Annotated in this window: 26 protein-coding genes; 1 reads left to right on the top strand and 25 read right to left on the bottom strand. The window is 41.6% G+C overall.

Features of this window, described 5'->3' with window-relative positions; all coding sequences use genetic code 11:
• Positions 1–296 precede the first annotated feature (296 nt).
• From BW931_RS04145 to BW931_RS04135, 3 genes are all read right to left on the bottom strand, one after another.
• Entirely contained in the window at positions 297–959 is a 663-nt protein-coding gene (locus tag BW931_RS04145; RefSeq protein ID WP_234972576.1) for a DUF3169 family protein, read from the bottom strand.
• Positions 960–961: 2 nt separating this feature from the next.
• Complete coding sequence (locus BW931_RS04140) at positions 962–1168, bottom strand: helix-turn-helix transcriptional regulator (protein WP_076570174.1); 207 nt, start codon at positions 1166–1168, stop codon at positions 962–964.
• A 223-nt stretch (positions 1169–1391) separates the two neighbouring features.
• A complete protein-coding gene (locus tag BW931_RS04135; RefSeq protein ID WP_076570171.1) occupies positions 1392–1631 on the bottom strand; it encodes a hypothetical protein in 240 nt (79 codons plus the stop codon).
• 464 nt (positions 1632–2095) lie between these two features.
• Here BW931_RS04135 and BW931_RS04130 point away from each other — a divergent pair, with 464 nt between their 5' ends.
• Positions 2096–2386 (top strand): DUF5839 family protein, encoded by a 291-nt coding sequence (locus tag BW931_RS04130; RefSeq protein WP_076570168.1) that lies wholly within the window; start codon positions 2096–2098, stop codon positions 2384–2386.
• 298 nt (positions 2387–2684) lie between these two features.
• Here BW931_RS04130 and BW931_RS04125 read toward each other — a convergent pair whose 3' ends face one another.
• The 22 genes from BW931_RS04125 to BW931_RS04025 all read right to left on the bottom strand — a co-directional run bounded on the left by BW931_RS04125 (position 2685) and on the right by BW931_RS04025 (position 21530).
• On the bottom strand, positions 2685–3251 hold the full coding sequence (locus BW931_RS04125; protein WP_076570166.1) for a hypothetical protein: 567 nt from the start codon (positions 3249–3251) through the stop codon (positions 2685–2687).
• Positions 3248–4591, bottom strand: a complete 1344-nt coding sequence (locus tag BW931_RS04120) for a glycoside hydrolase domain-containing protein (protein WP_084193849.1) — start codon at positions 4589–4591, stop codon at positions 3248–3250. Before BW931_RS04120 ends, BW931_RS04125 begins: the two co-directional genes overlap by 4 nt.
• Before the next feature lie 122 nt (positions 4592–4713).
• Entirely contained in the window at positions 4714–5013 is a 300-nt protein-coding gene (locus tag BW931_RS04115; protein ID WP_084193848.1) for a hypothetical protein, read from the bottom strand.
• 392 nt (positions 5014–5405) lie between these two features.
• Complete coding sequence (locus BW931_RS04110) at positions 5406–6236, bottom strand: nucleotidyltransferase domain-containing protein (protein ID WP_031880287.1); 831 nt, start codon at positions 6234–6236, stop codon at positions 5406–5408.
• Positions 6237–6569: 333 nt separating this feature from the next.
• On the bottom strand, positions 6570–6869 hold the full coding sequence (locus tag BW931_RS04105) for a hypothetical protein (protein WP_076570162.1): 300 nt from the start codon (positions 6867–6869) through the stop codon (positions 6570–6572).
• Positions 6870–6982: 113 nt separating this feature from the next.
• Entirely contained in the window at positions 6983–7381 is a 399-nt protein-coding gene (locus tag BW931_RS04100; protein WP_234972570.1) for a DUF3021 family protein, read from the bottom strand.
• Positions 7382–7453: 72 nt separating this feature from the next.
• Positions 7454–9097, bottom strand: a complete 1644-nt coding sequence (gene merA, locus BW931_RS04095) for a mercury(II) reductase (protein WP_076570160.1) — start codon at positions 9095–9097, stop codon at positions 7454–7456.
• 662 nt (positions 9098–9759) lie between these two features.
• Positions 9760–10026: a hypothetical protein gene (locus BW931_RS04085; protein WP_076570156.1), complete on the bottom strand. Its 267-nt coding sequence runs from the start codon at positions 10024–10026 to the stop codon at positions 9760–9762.
• A gap of 453 nt (positions 10027–10479) precedes the next feature.
• Complete coding sequence (locus tag BW931_RS13470; protein ID WP_159435664.1) at positions 10480–10629, bottom strand: hypothetical protein; 150 nt, start codon at positions 10627–10629, stop codon at positions 10480–10482.
• Positions 10630–10718: 89 nt separating this feature from the next.
• Positions 10719–10889, bottom strand: coding sequence for a hypothetical protein (locus BW931_RS13465; protein WP_159435663.1), 171 nt, complete (start codon positions 10887–10889; stop codon positions 10719–10721).
• A gap of 119 nt (positions 10890–11008) precedes the next feature.
• Positions 11009–11212, bottom strand: a complete 204-nt coding sequence (locus BW931_RS04080; RefSeq protein ID WP_008587605.1) for a DUF6501 family protein — start codon at positions 11210–11212, stop codon at positions 11009–11011.
• Positions 11213–11333: 121 nt separating this feature from the next.
• A complete protein-coding gene (msrB, locus tag BW931_RS04075) occupies positions 11334–12293 on the bottom strand; it encodes a peptide-methionine (R)-S-oxide reductase MsrB (RefSeq protein ID WP_076570154.1) in 960 nt (319 codons plus the stop codon).
• Positions 12294–12388: 95 nt separating this feature from the next.
• Positions 12389–13057 (bottom strand): uracil-DNA glycosylase, encoded by a 669-nt coding sequence (locus tag BW931_RS04070; protein ID WP_076570152.1) that lies wholly within the window; start codon positions 13055–13057, stop codon positions 12389–12391.
• Positions 13058–13105: 48 nt separating this feature from the next.
• On the bottom strand, positions 13106–13354 hold the full coding sequence (locus tag BW931_RS04065; protein WP_076570150.1) for a DUF2584 domain-containing protein: 249 nt from the start codon (positions 13352–13354) through the stop codon (positions 13106–13108).
• 12 nt (positions 13355–13366) lie between these two features.
• Positions 13367–16486 carry an SbcC/MukB-like Walker B domain-containing protein gene (locus BW931_RS04060; RefSeq protein ID WP_076570148.1) on the bottom strand — a complete coding sequence of 1040 codons (3120 nt, stop codon included), beginning with the start codon at positions 16484–16486 and terminating at the stop codon, positions 13367–13369.
• Positions 16487–16488: 2 nt separating this feature from the next.
• Positions 16489–17637 carry an exonuclease SbcCD subunit D gene (locus tag BW931_RS04055; protein ID WP_076570146.1) on the bottom strand — a complete coding sequence of 383 codons (1149 nt, stop codon included), beginning with the start codon at positions 17635–17637 and terminating at the stop codon, positions 16489–16491.
• 8 nt (positions 17638–17645) lie between these two features.
• A complete protein-coding gene (locus BW931_RS04050; protein WP_076570144.1) occupies positions 17646–17867 on the bottom strand; it encodes a YozE family protein in 222 nt (73 codons plus the stop codon).
• A gap of 87 nt (positions 17868–17954) precedes the next feature.
• A complete protein-coding gene (gene tatC / locus BW931_RS04045; protein ID WP_040609097.1) occupies positions 17955–18674 on the bottom strand; it encodes a twin-arginine translocase subunit TatC in 720 nt (239 codons plus the stop codon).
• An 85-nt stretch (positions 18675–18759) separates the two neighbouring features.
• On the bottom strand, positions 18760–18942 hold the full coding sequence (locus tag BW931_RS04040) for a twin-arginine translocase TatA/TatE family subunit (RefSeq protein ID WP_008587590.1): 183 nt from the start codon (positions 18940–18942) through the stop codon (positions 18760–18762).
• A gap of 130 nt (positions 18943–19072) precedes the next feature.
• Positions 19073–19561, bottom strand: coding sequence for a dihydrofolate reductase (locus BW931_RS04035; protein WP_076570141.1), 489 nt, complete (start codon positions 19559–19561; stop codon positions 19073–19075).
• Between the two features lie 10 nt (positions 19562–19571).
• Positions 19572–20525 (bottom strand): thymidylate synthase, encoded by a 954-nt coding sequence (locus tag BW931_RS04030; RefSeq protein WP_076570139.1) that lies wholly within the window; start codon positions 20523–20525, stop codon positions 19572–19574.
• A gap of 156 nt (positions 20526–20681) precedes the next feature.
• Positions 20682–21530 (bottom strand): DUF72 domain-containing protein, encoded by an 849-nt coding sequence (locus BW931_RS04025; RefSeq protein WP_076570137.1) that lies wholly within the window; start codon positions 21528–21530, stop codon positions 20682–20684.
• Positions 21531–21714: the final 184 nt, after the last annotated feature.

Genomic DNA, 21714 nt, shown 5'->3' with positions numbered 1-21714 from the left:
TTTCCCTCTACAGTCTCAATGCTTTAGGAGAGTGTTCATCAACATTCAAGATTGAACATGGATTGAACACTCTAAACACCCTAACTGGCGGTAATCTATTTTGTTCAATTAGATTATACCCTGTTTGAACATTCAATGTAAAAAAAGGTTGCCTTCATGGCAACCCCCTAAGCCTTAAGGCAAATGGTTTTATTCAGCAATCGCGCCCGTTTGTGGCACATCACTCCTATATTCACAGATAAAAAGTAGGCAGCCGAAAGATATTAGCCAAAATATAAATACATTAAAAACCAGTTTTATTTTGGCTTTAAACTAATTGTATAGCTCACTTGAATAAGCATTAATAATACACCAATACCAATAATACTAACTAACTGTGAATCACCAGTAAAGGCAGAGTAAAACATAAGGCCAAATGCTAAAATAACAAGTCCCCAAATAACTAATGTATATATTTCATTTAAACCTTTTAACATCACATATTTTTCACCACCATCAAATTGTTCAAGGTATTCTTTATTAAAATTTTTTGATTGAGGATCAGGGAGTTTAAAATTTGGATTTGTAACACTAATAATCTTTTTGCTTGGAAATAAACTCGCAAATGAAATCATCATCAATATACCACTAACCAAAACAATCTTAGGTTGAGTATCCCTCAATAATAAAAAACCCACTAGAAGTGCAATAAAGGATACGGAAAGGGCTATTTGAATATATGTTGCGGCGGTATAGGCTTTTTTTTCTAACATTATTTGATGAGCATCTTCCACTTCCACTTTCTTTTTCATTAAGCTTCCTTGTTCGGTCTTCCAAACATTTAGGCGGGCAACTATTAAACAAATGACAACGACTAAATTGGTAATCATTAATATGTTGGATTCAAATCCTTGAAATTCTAGACCAACAAACAATTTATATAGACCATATAAAAACATAACAATATACACAGCCAGCATTTTCAAAACAATTCCTCCTCACTAAAAATAAACACATTTTCAATTGATTCCTGAAATACATTTGCTATTCTTACTGAAATTAACAAAGAAGGCATATACTCATTTCTTTCGATTAAACTCACAGTTTGCCTAGAGATTCTCGCTTTTTCAGCTAACTTTGTTTGGCTCAGACCATCTCTTGCTCGTAATTCTTTGATTCTAGTTTTCATTTCATCACCCTAAATACATTGTAACTGGTATTTGTCAAAATGACAATGATAATTGTCATTTTGACAAATAAGAATACAAAAAAAAAGTAGCTAAAGTTTCAGCTACTTTTTTTATCAGAAGTAATGGAGTGCTACTCACCAACACATCATTGTTATGCAACAATCTGGCCCGTTTGTGGCATTGTCACCATCCATCCAGACAATGCCATTATATTAAACGTTTTTATACATGATCAGCCTTTATTTCAAAGCCAAAGGCAGAAATATAAGAATAACAATCTTCAAGAGAAGAAAATGCTTGTTCGGTTTCATCTGCTATAACTTCATATAACCCATGAGTGTTATAGTGAATTTCTGTGTGGTCATCAAGATCATAACTTTCTCCTGTTTGTAATGATTGGAGATTTTGATACAGAGGGTCTTGTTCCACGTTTAGAAAGTCATAAATGTTACTTTGATTCATTTTACCTCTCCTTTCTACAAGTAAAGAAAAGAGAAGGGAATAACCAGATATGATAACTACAAAATTCTCTAAAACTACTGATATAACAACCTTTTTTACACTTTATCCTTTAGTTCCCTTCTCACTCTCATATAAGGGGGTATAATATTTTTCGTCTGTTCCTTTTTTGGGACAGACAAAAAATCAGACAACTATTTTCGTGTGTGTCTAAATCGACACACACGAAATCTTTAAAACTAAGGGGCTTCCGACCTTGAAGAAGTGCCATTTGCTGAACATGATGACGCTATGTGGGGGCTAGCCCCCACACCCCCAGCCAGCCTCACACCTCAAAACAAGGGAAAAGAAATGAAATGCTGAATTATTTCAGGTGGTTTATACTTAATAAAGAGTTCCAACCGATATAAAAATCAACCATCTTGAAAAATTCTTAGAAAAAAATTGAGCGAAGGGATGATGTGAAAATGAAAATTAACAATACTATAGCGGCTTATCATATTGTTGGTATGGAAAATGGTGCTCTGAAATTAAATACAAATAAGCTATATCACTGGAATATACCAAAACGTTTGAGGGAAAACCCTATCCAAAAAGGTGATATTGTATTGGTTCCCACAGGACGAGGTAAAAGGCGTGTGCTGGTAATGGATGTATTTCGAGAGGAATTTGAGGAAACGCAAAATACATATAAAAAGGTGATCAAAGTAATCGAAAAAGCACCAACTAATGAAAGAAGTGCAGTTATCAATGACTAATACAACAATTGATGTAAAAAATTCAAGAAGAAATAGAATCATAATTATTGAAAACCCTAATAATTAAAGCAATTAAGGGTTACATCGCTTTAAAGAGAAAAGGTTGCCTTGATGGCAACCTTAAATGTTCAGAAAAATGGATACTAAAATAAAATACAGGACTAAAAAGATTACTATAGTTGAAATAACCCGTAAAGCTACTACATTTTCTTTATTCTTAAATATCTTTTTTATTAAAATGAAGGTTATAACAAAACTTATGAATATACTTATAAATATTGAAAGATTTATACTCATGTTATTGCCAATGCCAATCTAGTATCATCCAAGCACCACCAACATTAGCCGTAGTAAAGGACACTCCATCATTAATGGTTTCACTAGTTAAAACACCAGCCATTGGGCCAGCAGCACCAGCCGCTACTGTCCAACCGAGTCCGGGAATAAGACCTATAAGCGTAGTAGCTACTCCCGATCCACCGGCCGCTACAAGCTTAGTTACAGTTTCGTTTAACTTAATCGTATAAGACCCATCTCCATTAGACGTAAAAGAGTTAACCCCACTTGATAATAGCGTGGGTCCTGTAGAATTAGATTGTTCCTCTAACATATCTGCTTCTTTTTCATATCCATTAGCTCTAAAACTTTTGGCTATTTCTTCGTTAGTTATTTCATAGGTAGTAGATTCATCAGAATCCTCAACCTTCTCCCATGCACCAGACTCTTCTAAATTATCCTTAATCGCATCGGCCTCGGATTCATCTACATTTCCGGTTTCAGTATTCGTGGTATTTGCCAAAGTAGTAGGGCTAGCCACCAATAAAACCGTAGTGAAAATTACCATTGACGTGAGAATTTTTTTCATTCAAATCCCTCCAAAAAATATTTGTCTATTTCTAATATTACATCAGTAAAAGCTCTGGCTACTTGTTTTCCTCTATCATTTGTAAAATCTGGAACTTCATAACTGTTTACAAGAATTTCTCTCATACCCGCAATATCAGGAGTAGATCCGATTAAATACATTTCTGCCTGTTCATATAGCAATTTTTCATCAGAGTTAAACCTCAATTCAAAAAAAGTGGAGAATCGATTGTGAACTTGATTGCTATGATAATAACTGACAAATTCATTGTATATAGTTGAATCAGTTTTTTCCCTTAAGTTTTTGCCAATATTCATTGCATCAACATCCCCAGCCAGATCGTCGAATGAAAAGAAACTTTCCTTAGTACTTGTACCAATGTAATCTTTAGCACATTCGTACCAGTCTCCATCATATTCATCTTGGTGTTCATGAACATCTTTTATTACTGTTACTAGATCTCCAGTCCATCCCGCAAAATCAGTTACCCTATCAGTAATTATAGGTATATCATTATAAAGTTCAGCAGATAAAGTCGCCATTGTATGTTCAATACCGACAGTTAATCCAGTTACTGGATCAATTAAGTCTATAAACTCATCATTGATATTTGGGTTTTCGTTGGCATAGGTTACAAAATCATCGGTAATTGGTCCAGAAACCAACTCCCAGAAACCTCCGGAATAGCGATCTTTTCGATAGTATTGTGTCACTAATAAGTTAGATTTAGGAATAAGTTCATCTTCATCACTTATAAACGCCCGCGTGTATTGCATTCCAACTAAAGATATTCTTCCTAATTGATCTAAAGAATCATCAACAGGATTAGGATTATCTTCTACAAATGATGAACTCCCATTATCTCTACCAGATTTAATGTTGTTATCTATAGATATATAACCTTCACCTGAGCCAATAGATATAGTAGATATTTGATCAAATGCCCAATTATCAGGTAATGGGTATCCTAAGTTTCCACTAAAACCGGTAGATAAACCGGCAACGAAACTGGTAGTAGCTAAACCATTTTCTGATACTGTTATTCCTACATTTCTAGGTCCATATACACCGACTTTATAAAAATTCATCAATTCATTTACACCTTGAAAGTAAGGAATAATATTGTTAGTAATATGATATCCAAGAGCATCAAAGTCTACTGCAAAGTAAATAGTAGTACCCCTTTTAAACCCATACGATCTAGCTGCATCATAAGCAGCTTGTGCATCAGATTCACCTTGTTCATAACTAAAATAGGACGCTTCATCTCCTGTTGTTTGATAAATCGGAAACACTGTTAACCCAGCATTAAAAATACTTTCTAATTCCCCAGGCTGTATTTTCTTATTTAATCCATTAGATTATACCCTATTTGAACATTCAAGGTAAAAAAAGGTTGCCTTCATGGCAACCCCCTAAGCCTTAAGGCAAATGGTTTTATTCAGCAATCGCGCCCGTTTGCTTAAGTTAAACGATTCGACTTTTGATTTAAAATGCTTTGAAGTTTATTTCTGTATTTATTACAGAAAAACTTATTATCAAACTTATTGCTTTTAAATTTACCAATGGTTCTTCGCACATCATTGTCGTGAACAATCAACTGTTTGTTCGCTTCATCGCTTAATAAGTCTTGGAACCATTGATATTTTTTTAAGCGTGTTATGTTTTCCCCTATATCTTCTTCATCTGTTTTTGAGATAAGAGGAAGAATCGTAAACAAATTAATAGCAATCACTAATACTGCTCCTATTACAAATTTCAAAGAAATCACCTCTTATATATTAATTATTTTCTTACGCAATGTGGCCAGGGCGCAATGATGTTTCACATCTCAGGAATACTCGTATAATTACGAATTTCCTACTACAAATGTTTCACAATCTGGCCCGTTTGTGGCATTGTCACCATCCAGACAGACAATGCCATTATATCAAACGTTTTTATACATGATTGGTCTTTATGTCAAAGCCCTAAGTAGAAATATAGGAATAACAATCTTCGAGAGAAGAAAATGCTTGTTCCGTTTCTTATTCTTGGTACCCAATTCCTTTGTTTTATCTGCCCTGTTCTAATAAAAAGAGATCGCCTTCATGGCAACCTCTAAGCCTTTAAATAAATGGTTTTATTCAGCAATCGCGCCCGATTGCGGAAGATTTATAGTGCTTCGGTTTCAGAAATTAATTCTTTTAAGTTTTCTACAGCTTGGCTTGTCTTATTGCTATCTGTTGAGAGAAGAAAAACAATTTCATCAATACGTTTTTTGTAGTTCATAGGCTTTATCGGAAAATCTTGAATCATGGCTACAGCCTTCTTTTCATTGATGCAGTACACCTTGTTTTTCGCAAAAATAACTTGATTCAAACAAGAAATACTTCGAAAACAATGACCCATTACATATGAAATATCATCTTTATTAGCATTGGTCTCCATAAACATCAGGGAAAAAGAAGCTTCAAAAGAAAAGTATTGAATCATCGCTTCTCTAAATTTCTCGGGATAGGGTTCCGTTTTCTTTTTTAATTCAGCTAATGTGCCTTCAGGGTCAGATAAAACATTACAAATAGCTAATTCACCCATGTACATAGCATTCAAATAACCATGAGGGTGTCCTGTTTGATAATGAATGGATACTAGACCTGACAAACAGTCATCAATAACTTTACTGACTCGTTTAATATCACGAAAAATAAGATCTACATGGTAACCCTGTACAACTAACCAGCCACCACCATTTATCCATTCACCCCATTCACCTAAGGAAGTGATTAAATGCTCTTTTTTTTCGTCATTAAGATTTAATGCTGACTTTTCGATATCATTGGTATTAAACCCTTTTGATTCATCATAGTAAATTCCAATATCTATATCAGAATCCGGACTATGAGTTCCTCTTGCCCTAGATCCACCTAACACGATTCCTACCACACCTGGCAGTCCATCTAGTTCTTCTTTTATGTCTTGAATTATATTATTGACAGTTGCCATTATGTTTCACTCCAATCTTATTCAATAATCTGGCCCGTTTGTGGCATTGTCACCATTCATCCAGACAATGCCATTATATCAAACGTCTTTATACATGATCAGCCTTTATTTCAAAGCCAAAGGCAGAAATATAAGAATAACAATCTTCAAGAGAAGAAAATGCTTGTTCCGTTTCTTCTGCTATAACTTCCTACAGACCGTGAGCGTTACAGGGAGTTTCTGCTTGGTAATCTGTTCCTATCCTAATAAAAAAGGTTGCCTTCATGGCAACCCCCTAAGCCTTAAGGCAAATGGTTTTATTCAGCAATCGCGCCCGTTTGAGGAAGATTAACCTTACTCAAACAAAGATTCTATTAATGTATGTCCGTATGGTGTACCCCAAAAGAAACTCCAGCCTATAATGATAAGCAATTCCAGAATAATTAGGATCAACAAATTTTTTAAAGAATTTAGTTTTAATTGTAAATAATAAAAAACTCCCCAAATTAGATAAAAACTAGCTAGAAAAATATATTCTGCAGTAAGAGGCTCATTTGATGGAGTAAAATTCATACCAAGATAAGCAAAAGCGTTAAATACTAACAATACAATGAGGCCGACTATATTTAGGATATGAATATAGATTTTCTTCAACATAACTCTCCTTAAATCATTTGATTAACATTCAACATAATGGCTCTAATATGCCATCTTGGCGCCATTCCTTATTACGGAATAGCGCCCGATTGTGGTATACACTTAATTATTTACCAAGAAAAAATTCTGGCTAATATAAAAAATAAGGACCATAAAATTATGCCAACAAAAGCAAAAAGAATAAAAATTTTAACAGCGTCAAATACAGATGTAATCGTAAACCAACCACTTAATAAAAGGATAGGATAAATTGTTATAAGCATTATTATAAAATGGACACCGCTTCGTTTAATCAAACTCCAATGCTCTATGTTATAAATAATGGATGCAGCGCCGACAAAAAAAGCGATCAGGCTTGCAACAAATGTACCTTTAGCATCCGAGTACTTTCCTTGAAAATAAAGTAATAAAGCAATACCGCTCATAATGATGAATGGTATTCCACCTCTTAAAAGAGCATTCATAACCAAAATCTCTAACCTTCTTTCAAAAAATATATTCTTATTCAAGAAAATGGTCCAATAATGCCACTTTAGGCACCGTTCTTTATTCCGTTTTCGCGCCCGTTTGAGGAAGCTCAATTAACCTGCACAACAAGATAATTTAGAAACGTCCTTATCAAAAGTCAAGGCTGCGAGTTTCAAACCTTCAGCCATGGTTAAATAAGGCGCAAAGCTATTCGTAAGGTCATCAATGGTCAATCCGAATTGCACCGCCAACGTCGCTGTATAAATAACATCCCCGGCATTTTCACTGACGATATGGGCACCGATTAATTTCCGAGTTTGACCATCCACGATAAGTTTATAGACACCGGTTGTTTCCTGATTAACCAATGCCCTCGGCACAGCGTCCAACGGCAGAACCGACGTTTTCACGTCGTAACCTTTTGCTTTGGCTTGTTGCTCGGTCAGGCCAACCGTCGCGATCGACGGGTTCGTGAAAGTCACCCCGGGCACAAATCGAAGATCGATTTTCCGTTTGGTCACACCGAGTGCATTGTCCGCGACAATACCCCCTTCATACGCCGCAACATACACGAATTGTGAACCGAGTGTCACATCCCCTGCGGCATAAATGCGGTCATTAGTCGTTTGCAAAAATTCGTTGGTAAGCACTTCCCCTTTTTTGCCTGTTTTCACACTGGCTGCTTCCAGATTTAGGCTCTCTGTGTTTGGCTTTCTGCCTGTTGCCACCAATATCTGATCGGCTTCAATAACTTGTTTTTCGCCATTCACTTCAATCGTCACGCTTTTGGTATCACCGTTTTGCTCGACTTTTTGATAGGTAACCCCAGTGATCAGGTTGATCCCCTGCTCCCTTAAAGCTTCATCGATGGCGTCGGAAACCTCCGGCTCGTACGTTTTAAACAAACGCTCACTTCGCTGCATGAGCGTCACGTCTGTTCCGAAATTGTGAAACATTTGGCCCAATTCCGCGGCGATGTACCCGGAACCGATCACGGCAAGGCGTTTTGGTACTTCTTTCAATTCAAGGGCTGTCGTGCTCGTTAAATAATCGACGTCCTTCAATCCCGGAATATCTGGAACGGCCGGATTTGCCCCCGTTGCAATTAAAAAGCTTTTGGCTGTGATGTGCTCTCCATTCACTTGAATCGTTTTTTCATCAACAAACGAGGCTTCACCACGAATCAAATCAAATCCATATTCGTCGATCAGATTGATATATTTTTCCTGACGCATTTGACTGACCAATTCATCTTTTTGCTCGGTCAATTTCGCAAGGTTAACACCACCAGCACCTGTTTGTAATCCGTTAAATGGATGGTTCTGTGCCAATCCATTGATGTCACCGGCACGAAGCATGGTTTTTGATGGGACACAACCGATGTTGACGCAGGTCCCCCCAACCGTGCCACGTTCCACCATGGCCACTTTGGCGCCGTTTTCGCTCGCTTTGATTGCGGCTGAAAAGGCCGCACCACCTGACCCGACAATCAGAAGGTCATAATCGCCATCTCGATCGAATGCCACAAAGCTGCCAGTAGTTTGAATTTCTTCTTCATCGGGGTGATAGCCAGTCTCCTCAATGTTTTGCTTTGCTTGGTCGATCCAGTCCTCGCTTAATTGAAAAATCGCCTCGCCGCGCCGAAAATTAGCTGACACATTTTTGGCACCGGCTTGTTCCAACGCTTCGGTTACATGTTCTTCACAACCCGTGCAAGTCATGCCTTGCACGGGTAATTTATATTGATTGACGGTCATTTGAATCCCTCTTTCTGCTTAGAAAATAAAGGTCATTCGGGGTAAATTTCTTCCACAATATGGCCCGTTTGTGGCATTGTCACCATCCATCCAGACAATGCCATTATATCAAACGTCTTTATACATGATCAGCCTTTATTTCAAAGCCAAAGGCAGAAATATAAGAATAACAATCTTCAAGAGAAGAAAATGCTTGTTGGGTGTTTTTGCCCAACGCCCCGAAAAAGGGGATTAAGAAGTTAAATTGTCTATGTCAAAATGTCTTGAGCAATTTAGCCATATTTCAAAATAATTTATGTTGTACTTATGACATGGATAATTGACGGTAAACAGGCTTTTTCAAAAAGTACACCTTTTGAAAGACCCGCCTTAAATTTAAGCTACTGTGACCTCATCATTTCGAGAAGAAACGTGTGAAAATGCCCGTCCTTTCAACTATCGTTAGGCGTGATAATTAATCGGAAAATTTTGAAATACACCTTTTCGAGGGGACGGGCAAAAACACCCTACCAAGAGTGCCTTTCTTAGTTTTGTGTATCATTCTCAAAACGACAAATACTGCAATTCCACAAACCAGGACAAGTGGTAGAAAAATACGCATTATTTCTAGTGTTAAGCTAATATTATCCCTCACTTTTCTTCGTTTTTAAGTTAATACAATTTCATCTTTTGTTTTTATTTCTTATTAAACCAATAACTATTCCAATAAAAGCTCCTAATGTGGGTCCTGCACTCCAAATTAATGCTGATTCAATAAATATAGTAAAAATAATTGATAATAAAACACCAGCAAATAGTCCATAACCCATTCCATAACCAATATAATCTTTTTGCTCAGCATTATCTTTTTTCTTTTTTTGCTGTGAAATCACGAAAACAAACATTAAAACCAATAGCAAAAGCATAATAATGACCAACGTTACTTTCATAAAACTCACCCCATTTTACATTAATACAACGCCCTAAGCCTTTAGGTAAATGGTTTTATTCAGCAATCGCGCCCGTTTGTTGAGAGATTAGTCTAATTCCATTCTTCTACCAAAAGTCCATAAACGATTTCAACTTCATAATGGTCATATAACCATTCTGCCTGTCTTATTTTTCCTTCCTCCGTTCATTTCCATTTGCGACATAAGTCTCAATTCAGTTAAGTCCAATATTATTAAATCCGTAATCTATAACGGCCTTAAATGCTCTCGACATTATACCTTTTCTTTGAAAGGGTTCGCCAAGAGAATCTCCCAGTTCCCCCTATACTATTAGTTTCTTCAATGTCATTAAATCCTAATGTTTCTGCTAATTTATCTTTATATATTATAGCAAGCCACGTGGAAATTCCTTTGTTTTCGACTAATCCTTCAACTCTTAATTTTAAACTTTCATCAGTTCCTCTTTACTCTCAACAGAATTAACCCAGGTAAGCCCTTTTCAAGATATTCTTTTGAATTAATTACTAAATTATAAAATTCCTCGCTATCATTCATAGTAAATGATCTTAAATAAACTTCATCCTCAATCGTATATTTTAACAAAATCATTCTCTCCTACTTCGCTACGAAACTTCAATAATGGCCCTCTAACGGCATATTGTCTTTTCCACAACTGCACCCGGTTTTTTAAATTAATATGCAAGTTCATACTCACCGTATTCATAAACTTTGTATTTCCCTACCGTTCCAGAACCACCATCTTTCTTCATTGATTTAGATTCTAAACTAATAACGTAGTACTTTCCTTTGGCATCCGTTTTACCAGTTCCATCCCCATTTCCAATGAACTCAGTATCATCCATCTCATGTCACTCTTATCGTCTTTAACGAATAAATGTCTATGATTTCTTCCAGCATCCATAAATGAGCTAAATAAGGGCATCCATAAATGAGCTAAATTTCAAATTCTCGCATTTTTTTATTAATCCTCTTCGAAATAATTCTTATAAAAACCGCCCATTCTTCCTGAGTCGTCGATAATGAAGTAAAATTCCTCACTCTCGTTTTTTACGTCATAGATTTTCCCCGGAGTGAGCACATTATCCACTACAAATTTCTCTGCATTGTTGTGTACGCATTTGATACGTTTAACTGTCTCATTGTTTTCCCACGTTTTATGGATCATCCGAATCTCTCCTCTTTTTCTTATATGGTACGTGATCCGTACTATTTCTGTCTATTATGTAGAAGAAAAAGCAGGGCTTTTTCTTCGAGGAATAAATAAGCTTTATTTGAATAAATAAGCTTTATTTGAATAAATAAAGATAGTCCCCGTACCCCTGCTCTTTCATTTCGCTTTTAGGAATGAACGTAAGTGCCGCGGAATTGATGCAGTACCTTAGACCGCCCTGATCCTTAGGACCGTCCTCGAAAACGTGACCGAGGTGGGAGTCCGCCTGAGAACTGCGTACTTCCGTGCGGATCATGCCGTGCGTCTGATCGACTTCTTCCTCGACCTGCTGTTTTTCCATAGGTTTAGTGAAACTCGGCCATCCGCATCCGGCATCGTATTTATCCGTGGAAGAAAATAGTGGTTCCTTCGAAACGATATCCACATATATTCCGTCTTCTTCGTGATCATGATACTCATTCTGGAACGGTCGTTCCGTAGCGTTTTCCTGGGTCACTTTGTACTGGATATCCGTCAGGCTGTTTTTCAGATCTTCTTTATTCTTCTCAAGTTTCCAATGATCTTTGATAAATTTCGCCCTCCCTGAACCTTTTTTGTACATTTTATAGTGGAATCTGTTTTTCTTGTAGTAGTCCTGGTGTTCCTTTTCCGCTTCATAGAACTCACTGGCCGGCAGCACAGGAGTTACGATAGGATTGCGGAATTTTCCGGAAGCTTCGAGCTCTCTCTTACTTTCTTCAGCGAGCTGCTTCTGTTCTTCATCGTGATAGTAGATGGCTGTCGTATAGGAAAAACCGCGATCGGCGAATTGACCTTTATCGTCAGTAGGATCGATCTGTGTCCAGAAAATATCAAGCAGTCGGCGATACGGGAAAACCTCAGGGTCATAAACGATTTCTACGGCTTCCCTATGTCCTGTGTCCGTCGTCACTACCTGCATGTAGGTCGGGTTTTCCACGTCCCCTCCCGTGTAGCCTGAGGTGATGGAATGGATGCCGGGCCTTTCGTCAAAAGGCTCTACCATACACCAGAAGCATCCGCCTGCGAATGTTGCTGTCTTCAGTTGCTGTGCCAAATGAACCCCTCCATACTAATTCGTTCCAATTACATTGTTTCTGAATTAACGAAAAATATCAATTTTCGTGCTTACTGCAAAGACGGCCGGCTACTTCACGGAAGTTCCCAATTCACGGGAGAACGGCCTTTTTCCTCGAGGAACGCATTGGCCCGGCTGAACGGTCTGCTTCCGAAGAAACCTTTGTGCGCAGCGAAGGGGCTTGGATGAGAACTTTCGATGACGAAATGCTTATCCCTGTCGACTCCGTCCGCTTTCTGACGGGCGGCTCTCCCCCACAGGAAAAACACGACCGGTGTCTCCCGCTCATTCAAAACCTCAATCACTTTATCCGTGAACTGCTCCCACCCTTTCCCCTGGTGGGAATGAGCTTCCCCGCGGCGGACGGTGAGGACGTTATTCATCAGTAACACACCCTCTTCCGCCCACGGCAGGAGAGAGCCTCCGGAAGGTGCCGGTACCCCGACGTCCTCCTCGAGCTCCTTGAATATATTCCGGAGGGAGGGCGGGATGGTGACGCCGGGTCTCACCGAGAAACTGTAGCCGTGCGCCTGCCCCGGGCCATGATAGGGATCCTGGCCAAGAATGACCACTTTTGTATCTTCATACCCGGTAGTCTGCAGCGCGTTGAATATATCGTGCATCGGAGGATATATTTCTTTCTTTCCGTATTCTTCTTTCAGAAAAGACCGCAGCTGCCGGTAGTAAGGCTTCTCCTGTTCCGGCTGCAGAAGCGGATTCCAGTCGTTATTCAAATCGATCACTGTTGCTCCCCCCTGTCCACTTATTAAAAATCAGGCACATCTGTCTGTTCAGTTGACCGAATACAGGGAGACCAGCCGGTAATGACAGATAGTCCTGCCGTCTTTCAACGTCAGCTGCTCAATATTGGCCGTTCCGATCTGGTCCGATTTCAGATGACGTCTCACTTCCAGATGTTCATGCATCGGAAACAGCTGATACCCGTCGAACGTCACTTCAAACAGATTATCATCCAGATTTAGTCTTTTTTCTTTTCCTTCGGTAATAAGCACCCATCCCATTGAAAAGGGAGTAGCCATATGAATTCCTCCTCAGCTATATTTGATCGTGACACTGGACCCGCTGCCCGTAGCATTGACCTGCATCTGTACGGGTATTTCCTCTTTCAGCTGCGGGACGTGTGAAATGATTCCTAACAGACGATTCCCGTCCTGCAGTGATTTTAGACATTCGATCGCCTGCTGCAGGGAAATATCATCGAGAGTCCCGAAACCTTCGTCGATGAACAGCGTATTCAACTGTACACCTCCGGCATGGGACTGGACGACATCCGCCATACCGAGAGCAAGACTTAAAGCGGCTTTGAACCCTTCGCCTCCGGATAAGGTACGTACCGATCTTTCGAGTCCTGTGTACTGATCCATCACTTCAAGGTCCAGCCCGCTTTGAGCTCCCCTTTTGGCGATTTCTTCACTCCGTTTCAACTGATAGCGATAGTCGGTCATCACCTGGAGCCGCTGATTCGCCTGAAGCAGGATTTCATCGAGATAGGAAGCGAGTACATATCTCTCGAGAGAAAGCCGGAGCGAATTGTCTCCGTTCGTAACACGGGCAAGATCTCCCACCTCATAGAACAACTGCTCGTTCGTCCCCTGCTCCTTCAGGAGGTCATTAAGTTCCCGCAGGGATTTCTCATTGTGCTTTCTTTCATAATCCTTCTGAGTGAGTCTTTCCTGAATGTTGTTCATTTCCTCCATAATCTCCTGTATTTCCTGTGCGAGGGAGTCGGTGGGGATATACGCTGTTTCTTCACCGATTTTTTCGTCGAGTTCTTTCAGACGGCTTTCGATGAATTTTTTTCTGTTTTCATAGTCCTGGATTTCTTTTTTTGCAGCTTCCACTTCACCGGGAGTTATTTTACTCTCTTTGTAGTCTTCCAGACTTGAAAAGGAAGTCTTTTCAAACATTTGTCTAAACTCTTCTTCGTTGGCTCTTACTGTTTTTTCCGCTTTCTCATACGTCTCTCTATGCTGTTTCAATGTCCCCTCAAGGCCGCTGCGTTTTTCGGCAAGACGGGACAGTTCATCATCGATCCGCTGCTTCTCTTCCGTCATTTTCTCGTGCCGGGCGCTGATGTCTTCATATATCCGCTCCAGCGTATCAGTCGTCAGTTCCTCGACATTTCCGAACTGAGACAGGGAACGATAAAATTCTTTCAGTTCTGCTTCCACCTCGTAAATCTCTTTTTGTACGGCATCATACTGAGCTTTCAGAGTTTCGTATCGCTCCCTTTTCTCTTCCAGCGATCTCTGGACTTCTCTGTGCGTGCGTTCCGTCTCATCCCTTTCTTTTCTTTCCGCATCAAGCTTCTCTGTTTCTGTCTGCAACGTGTGCAGGCTGCGGTTCACTTCTTTGATCTGTTCTTCCAGGTTTCCGGCGACATCATCCGCCGGTGTTGCTTCCACTTCATAACCGTTCGCTTCCAGTTCCTGCTTCTTCGATTCTTCATCCGCTTTTACCCGGAACACCTTCTCCTGCAGCTGCTCTTCCTGTTTTTTCAACTGCTTCACGGCTTCTTCCGCTGCTTCTATCTCCTCTTTATCCACAGCCTCTTCCGGACGCGCAGGCGACGGGTGATGATCGGAGCCGCACACCGGACAGGAGTCGCCGGGGGCGAGTTCAAGCATCAGAAGATAAGCCTGGTGTTCTTTCTGCGAGGAAGTCAAACGTGTCCATTCTTTTTCTTTATTGATCCTTTCCTCTCTTTTCTCCCGGAAAAAGGCTTCATGTCTTTCCCGTTCCTTCTGCTCTTCCGCCCATTTTGCCGCGAGGCCATACATCCGGTTCAGTTTTTCTTTTTCGTATTCCTGCCGGTCGGTCTTCCCTTTCCAGTCGAAGTACTTCTGATCTATACCCTGAAATTGCACCAGACTGTCCGAAAGGGCTTTCTCCTTCTGCCTGCAGCGTGTGCCATCTTCCTTTTGTTGTTGAAGTTCTTTCCTCAGCTCTTCTTTCTTTCGCTTTTTCGCGTCTGCATTTTTTTCTTTGTCTTTTATTTCAGGAAACCGTTCCCTGTCTTCCTCGAGACGGTCCAATTTCCGTTTCAGCTGCAGACGTTCTTCTTCTTTCCCCTCAAAATCTTTCCGCTCCTGCTGCTTTCTTTCCTGCTGCTGCACCACTTTCTCATAATCCGCTTTCGTCTCATTCCTCTGGCGCTCCAGGTCCTTGAGGTCATGTTCGGCTACTCTCACCTGTTTGTCGTAAATTTCGAGCTTATCTGCTTCTTCTCCCTTCGCGGCCATGGTCTTTTTCTTCTCGATTTCCTGCTTATGAGACTGTATCTCTTCCTGTCTCTTCGCGTAATCTTCCCGATCTTTCAGCAGGTCATTGTGCTGTTCGATTTTCTTAAGCTTCTCTTCTATATCGTTTTTCACTTTTTCCCGGGCTGCTTTACGTTCCCCGATCCGGGCAATCAGCTCATTCTTCCCGTCAATATCTTGCCGGATATAGTACATGGCATCAGCAGGATTTTCGGGCAGATCTTTTTCTTCATCGAAATAAAGGTGTGACACGATGTCTTTCGCTTTTTCCCTCGACTTCTTAATTTCCCCCTCCAGGCCCGCTCTCTTCTGTTTAAGTCTTTCCGTGACGTCCATATACAGGCTGGTGTCGAAAATTTTACGCAGCACTTCTTCCCGTTCCCGGCTGTTTTCGGAGATAAGTTTGCGGAACTCTCCCTGAGGAATCATCATCATCTTGCGGAACTGCTCGTAATTCAATCCGAGCATATCCTCGACAAGCTGATCCACCTCTCTCACTTTCGAAGCCAGAAGCTGACGCTCCCCTTCCGGATCGAAATACAGTTCAGCTCTGGCCGGCTCTTCTTTCGTTCCTTCTCCCCTTTGTTTCGCCACTACCTGTTTCGGGGACCTTTCAAGCGCATACGTCTTGTTGTTGATGCGGAATGTAAAAGAGACAAATGTCTTTTCTTCGGGCCGGGACAGCTGGCTCCGTAAGGTTTCCTGGTCGCGGTCGCTGCCGCTGGCCTTTCCGTACAGAGCAAAACAGATGGCGTCGAATACTGTCGTCTTTCCTGCACCTGTCGGACCGGTGATAAGAAATATGGGATACTGTTTCAGTCTCTCAAAAGAAATAGTCTGCCTGTTTTTATACGGTCCGAAGGCCTGCAGGGTCAACTCCATGATTTCCATGCTTATACCTTCCTTTCCGACTGTCTGATATCTTCGATGATCTGCTGAAGAATTTCCTGTTTCTCACCGCTGAGCTCTTCGTCTTTCACCAGTTCAAAATACTCGCTCATCACCTCTATCGGAGCTTTGTTCCGCTTCTCTCTTACTCTTTCTATATCTTCTTCCCGGAAAGATCCGGTGATTCCTTTTCGTTCCAGATGAAGGACGTTCGGATAGACCGTTTTCAGCTGACCGACGGGGTCAAGTATTTCTCCATCATCAAGCAGTCGTATATTCAGGTAATTATCGCGGTTCACAGTCGCATCCCCTTTCATCAGATCGCTGAAATAGCCTTCCACTGTTTCGAGGTCCTTCTCAGGGGCAAGAGGAATCTGCCGGGTGCTCGTCTCCCCCGGTGTGACATCTGCTACAGTGAGTGATTTATTGTGCGTCACTTCTGAGAAGGAGTATTTGAACGGAGAACCGCTGTAACGGATGTGCGGAGAACCTACGCGCTGAGGCTGGTGGAGGTGGCCGAGAGCCACATAGGAGAAATCGTGAAACAGTTCCGCCTCCACATATGGAGTCCCGCCCATCATCGTCAGTCTCTCTTCGGAATCGCTCTCCATGCCGCCCTGTATGAAAGCGTGGCCTACGAGCACGTGGCGCTCGTTCATGTCGAACCTCTCCCGGATGTCTTCGACGATCGCCTCATAAGCCTCCTGGTGAGTCTTAATCTCCTTCTCCCTGAAAACTGCCTGCGCTTCCGCAGGTTCTATGTACGGGATCAGGTGGAAATATACGGGACCCTCTTCATCGAGAAGTACGACAGGCTCCCGGTTTTCTTTCAGTTCCGTATGCAAGTGGACTCCTCCGAGTTCAAACAGGGACGTCCCGAACGCAAGGCGTTCACTGCTGTCATGGTTACCGGAAATCATAAGAACCGGTATATTCAGCTTCCGCAGGTGAAGCAGCGTATCGTTCAGCACTTTCACCGCTTCTTTAGGCGGGATGGCCCGGTCGTACAGATCTCCTGCAATAATGACGGCATCCGGCTGTTCTTCTTCACATATTTTCAGAAACTGTTGAATAACTTCGTTCTGGTCTTCGGTCAGATGCTGTTTGTAAATGATTTTTCCTAAATGCCAGTCGGCAGTATGGATGATTTTCATTTGTTCTCCTACCTTTCTTCTTCCAGATAAGAATCGTACAAATGGTCAAAAGCAGCGAGCGCCCCCGGAAAAGGGCTGTGATACTCCAAATATGCACTGAGTTCATCATAGGTAGCGGACTGTTTCGGAAAGCTGTGCTCATGAAACATCCAGTCAGCCAGCTTCTTTTCGGGTCCCTCATTTAAATCACCCCGGAACCTCATCATATAATGATAAAATGAACGCTTCATATACAATTCCTCCCCACACTATCGTATTACTGTTTTATCATGCTTTTCCCTCCGTTACAAAAAAGAACGCCGACCGGGGGTCAGCGTCTAATCTTCATCCAGGTATTCCCGCTGTCGTTTCATCCGCTTCCGGAAAACGATCCGGGAAAGGATGATACTGATTTCATACAGCAGAATCAGCGGTACAGCCACCACCAGTTGCAGGATAAAGTCAGGCGGAGACAGAATCGTGCCCATGATGACAAGTATGAGATAAGCATACTTCCTGATTTTGATGAGAAACTGGGGGTTCACTATGCCGAGACTCGTCAGAAACATCAGAATAAGGGGGATTTCAAAAAACACGGCGAACGGTACAGTGACCCGGAAAAGAAACTTAAAGTACCTTTCCACTGTATAAATTTCCGTGAACATGCCGTCATTCAGATCGAGAAGAAACGGCATGATAAATTTGATGAATATAAAATACCCGAATACCAGCCCGGCAATAAACAGAATAAAGATAAAGGGTATGTACATGAGTGATACACGTTTCTCCACTTTTGTAAGTGCCGGCCTGATAAACAGCCACAGCTGAAACGAAAACATCGGCAGCGTAGCTGCGATCGCAATAATGGATGCAATTGTAAATACGATCCATATGATTTCACCCGGGCTCGTCATATGAAGCTCGAATGATACGTCATTTAAAAAATAAGCCTGTATAGGTCGATGATAAAGAAAGCCCACGACGAAAAATGCTATAAACGTCACCAGCGTCAGGATAATTCTTTTTCGTAACTCGCCTAAATGTTCTACATAATTCATCTCCTGATCGGCCAATGTTCACCCTCCCTGTCGAAATGAAACAAAAAAGTAGATGTAAGGATATCCCTTACATCTACGCATCTCCTTACTTGTTCTCTTTGTCCGAGGATTTCTTCGAATCGTCGGACATAATATCACCGGTGGCGTTCTTGAACTCTTTCAGCGTCGTTCCGAAAGCTTTACCGATCTCCGGCAGTTTCGAAGGTCCGAAAATAACCAACGCTATAACCAAAATTAAAATTAAACCTGGTACCCCTATAGATGCCACGTGGCTTCACCTCTTTAATATACATATTGGTTCCAGCCGTGTGATTTTAAACCTGACCGGGAACCCTGATGAACATAAGTTCGTTTCGTTCATCATATCACGGAAATCGCTTTATGTCTCTACTGATTTATTATTTCCTGTCATAAATACAGAAAAAATAGTCGTACGGATTCTTCTCATCCCGCATTCCTTTTTCTTTGTCCGTAAGTTCCCACCTCGACCAGTCAATCTCCGGAAAATAGGTGTCCCCTTGGAAAGAATGATCGATATGCGTGACATACATCCGGTCGACATCCTCAAGCATCGATTCGAACAGCACCGTCCCGCCGATCACGAACCATTCTTTTTCTGGATCTCCGGAAGTAATAGCCCGTATTTCGTCCACGGAATGGACTACGGTGCAGTCGCCTGCTTCGTAGTTTTCATCTTTTGTAATGATGATATGTTCCCGTTTCGGGAGAGGGCCGTCGAGAGATTCGAACGTCTTCCTGCCCATGATAATGGTAGAATGCATCGTTTTCGTCTTAAAGAACTTGAAGTCATTAGGAATATGCCAGGGAAGATCATTATCTTTCCCTATAAGTCTGTTGTTATCCATTGCAAAAATAAACGAAATCATGTTTTCCCTCCTATACTGCTACAGGTGCTTTGATGCCCGGTTGAGGATGGTAACCTTCAATCCCCACGTCCTCGATGGACAAATCAAATATAGACTTTTCAGGGGCGTAAATATTCAGCTCAGGGAGCGGCCCGGGATCTCTGGACAGCTGCTTCTCTATTTGTTCAAAGTGATTATGGTATATGTGTGCATCCCCGAGAGTATGCACGAATTCCCCGGGCTCCAGCCCGCATTCGTTCGCAATCAGATGCGTCAGAAGAGCGTAACTTGCAATGTTGAAAGGTACGCCAAGGAACGTATCCCCGCTCCTCTGATACAACTGACAGGACAACTCCCCATTCTGCACGTAAAACTGGAACATCGTGTGACAGGGAGGCAGAGCCATGTTTCCCGGCACATCTTCAGGGTCCCAGGCTGTTACGATATGTCTCCTGGAATCAGGATTCGTTTTAATGGAATGGATCACTTCTTTCAGCTGGTCGATCACATTGCCGTCCGATGTCCTCCAGGCCCTCCACTGTTTTCCGTACACATTACCAAGGTCCCCGAATTCCCGGGCGAAATCATCGTCTTCAAGAATTCTCTGCTTGAATCTGTCCATTTCTTTTTCGAAGTCTTCGGCAAAACTTTCGTCGGAAAGCCGCCTCCGGCCGAAATCGCTCATGTCCGGACCGTCGTACTTACTGCTGGACACCCAATTTTCAAACGCCCATTCATTCCAGATGTTATTGTTATTTTCGAGAAGGAACCTTATGTTGGTGTCCCCCTTTATAAACCACAGCAATTCGCTCCAGATCAGCCGAAACGGAACCTTTTTAGTGGTAAGAAGTGGAAAACCTTCCTTCAGATCGAATCTCATCTGATATCCGAATACAGAACGTGTACCCGTTCCTGTCCTGTCTCCTTTATCCTTACCGTTATGTAATATATGTCTGCAGAGATCCAGGTATGCCTGTTCATTCATTCTTCATCGCCTCCTTCATAAATAGAGCAGTACATTGAAATCATTATTCTCCGCCCCCGCCTCCTTCAAGGATACAGGCTTTTCACTATTTGCGAAAGGTTTTAGAATCATTCTCCCGGATGACGTCCGCCCGGGAGTCGACTCCCCCGCCGATACTCAGAATAGACCGAGCTGACGCGGGTTCAGTCCTTCGTACGATACTCCCAAATGCCCCATCATTTCCTTAGCATTTGCAGCGGCATCGTGCCCTGAGTTGTTATTGAAGAGCATAGTGATGGAGTTCGACTCCTTTAGAAGTTTCTCGATGGAAGGGACCCAGTTTTTCAGTTCTTCCTCATTATAATTATAAAGAAAGCGGACGGCTCTCCAGTCTTTGTGTCCGTTTTTTTCCCATCCGTGTACGTTGCGCCCGTGCAGCCTTATTAAAGTCTTATCCTTATTCGTCGCCCGAACGACAGCCGGAACCGATCCTTCCCCCGCCTGAGGCTCATCGCATACCGTATGGATAAATCCTTCTTCTTCCAGAAACGAAAGCGTCCTCTCCCGGTATGCTTCCCTGTACCAGCTCTGATTCCGGAATTCGATGGCTACGGGATAGTCCTTGAGCCACTCCCTGATCTGCCTCATTTTCTGAATGTTTTCCTTCTTCACATCGAACCAGGGCGGGAACTGGAATAATAAAGCATTCAGTTTTCCTGCTTTCACGACCGGTTCGATCGATTCCTTATAAGCCTCCATCAGCTCGTGAAGTTCCTGTTTCGACCTTTTTTCCCGGTCGTGTCCTGTCAGCCCCCTGAAAGCTTTGATTACAAAAGAGAAATTCCGCGGAGTATCCTTCACCCATTTTTCGTAGTAGGTCTGTTTTTGAATAGCATAGAAAGCTGTGTCCACTTCCACCACAGGAAAATGAGACGCATACGCCTGCAGTTTTTCATGGGACCGTACAGACTCTTCATACAAAGATGGATGATCGCTCCATCCTGTGAGTCCAATATTGATGTTCATCGTTGTCACCTCCCGGAATATAATCTATTATAATATTTCTTAATAAGAATTTGAAATTTTTTCGAACACTTCCTTGACTAATATTGATAATTACGATATATTATTAAGTAAGCAAATAAGATGTTTGGAATCATAAAACAAAGGTAACTCCTAATGAGAAGTGCTTATGCTTTTGTATTCCGCA

The organism is Salimicrobium salexigens (genome assembly GCF_900156705.1).
GTDB classification, from domain to species: domain Bacteria; phylum Bacillota; class Bacilli; order Bacillales; family Halobacillaceae; genus Salimicrobium; species Salimicrobium album.
This window is presented reverse-complemented; position numbering and strand designations above follow the sequence as displayed.

Excerpts from the sequence above, each read along its gene's own strand:
- BW931_RS04145 (WP_234972576.1), bottom strand. The coding sequence starts at position 959 with ATGCTGGCTGTGTATATTGTTATGTTTTTATATGGTCTATATAAATTG.
- BW931_RS04140 (WP_076570174.1), bottom strand. The coding sequence starts at position 1,168 with ATGAAAACTAGAATCAAAGAATTACGAGCAAGAGATGGTCTGAGCCAA.
- BW931_RS04135 (WP_076570171.1), bottom strand. The coding sequence starts at position 1,631 with ATGAATCAAAGTAACATTTATGACTTTCTAAACGTGGAACAAGACCCT.
- BW931_RS04130 (WP_076570168.1), top strand. The coding sequence starts at position 2,096 with ATGAAAATTAACAATACTATAGCGGCTTATCATATTGTTGGTATGGAA.
- BW931_RS04125 (WP_076570166.1), bottom strand. The coding sequence starts at position 3,251 with ATGAAAAAAATTCTCACGTCAATGGTAATTTTCACTACGGTTTTATTG.
- BW931_RS04110 (WP_031880287.1), bottom strand. The coding sequence starts at position 6,236 with ATGGCAACTGTCAATAATATAATTCAAGACATAAAAGAAGAACTAGAT.
- merA (WP_076570160.1), bottom strand. The coding sequence starts at position 9,097 with ATGACCGTCAATCAATATAAATTACCCGTGCAAGGCATGACTTGCACG.
- BW931_RS04085 (WP_076570156.1), bottom strand. The coding sequence starts at position 10,026 with ATGAAAGTAACGTTGGTCATTATTATGCTTTTGCTATTGGTTTTAATG.
- BW931_RS13465 (WP_159435663.1), bottom strand. The coding sequence starts at position 10,889 with ATGGATGATACTGAGTTCATTGGAAATGGGGATGGAACTGGTAAAACG.
- BW931_RS04080 (WP_008587605.1), bottom strand. The coding sequence starts at position 11,212 with ATGATCCATAAAACGTGGGAAAACAATGAGACAGTTAAACGTATCAAA.
- BW931_RS04065 (WP_076570150.1), bottom strand. The coding sequence starts at position 13,354 with ATGGCTACTCCCTTTTCAATGGGATGGGTGCTTATTACCGAAGGAAAA.
- BW931_RS04060 (WP_076570148.1), bottom strand. The coding sequence starts at position 16,486 with ATGGAAATCATGGAGTTGACCCTGCAGGCCTTCGGACCGTATAAAAAC.
- BW931_RS04055 (WP_076570146.1), bottom strand. The coding sequence starts at position 17,637 with ATGAAAATCATCCATACTGCCGACTGGCATTTAGGAAAAATCATTTAC.
- BW931_RS04050 (WP_076570144.1), bottom strand. The coding sequence starts at position 17,867 with ATGAAGCGTTCATTTTATCATTATATGATGAGGTTCCGGGGTGATTTA.
- tatC (WP_040609097.1), bottom strand. The coding sequence starts at position 18,674 with ATGAATTATGTAGAACATTTAGGCGAGTTACGAAAAAGAATTATCCTG.
- BW931_RS04035 (WP_076570141.1), bottom strand. The coding sequence starts at position 19,561 with ATGATTTCGTTTATTTTTGCAATGGATAACAACAGACTTATAGGGAAA.
- BW931_RS04030 (WP_076570139.1), bottom strand. The coding sequence starts at position 20,525 with ATGAATGAACAGGCATACCTGGATCTCTGCAGACATATATTACATAAC.
- BW931_RS04025 (WP_076570137.1), bottom strand. The coding sequence starts at position 21,530 with ATGAACATCAATATTGGACTCACAGGATGGAGCGATCATCCATCTTTG.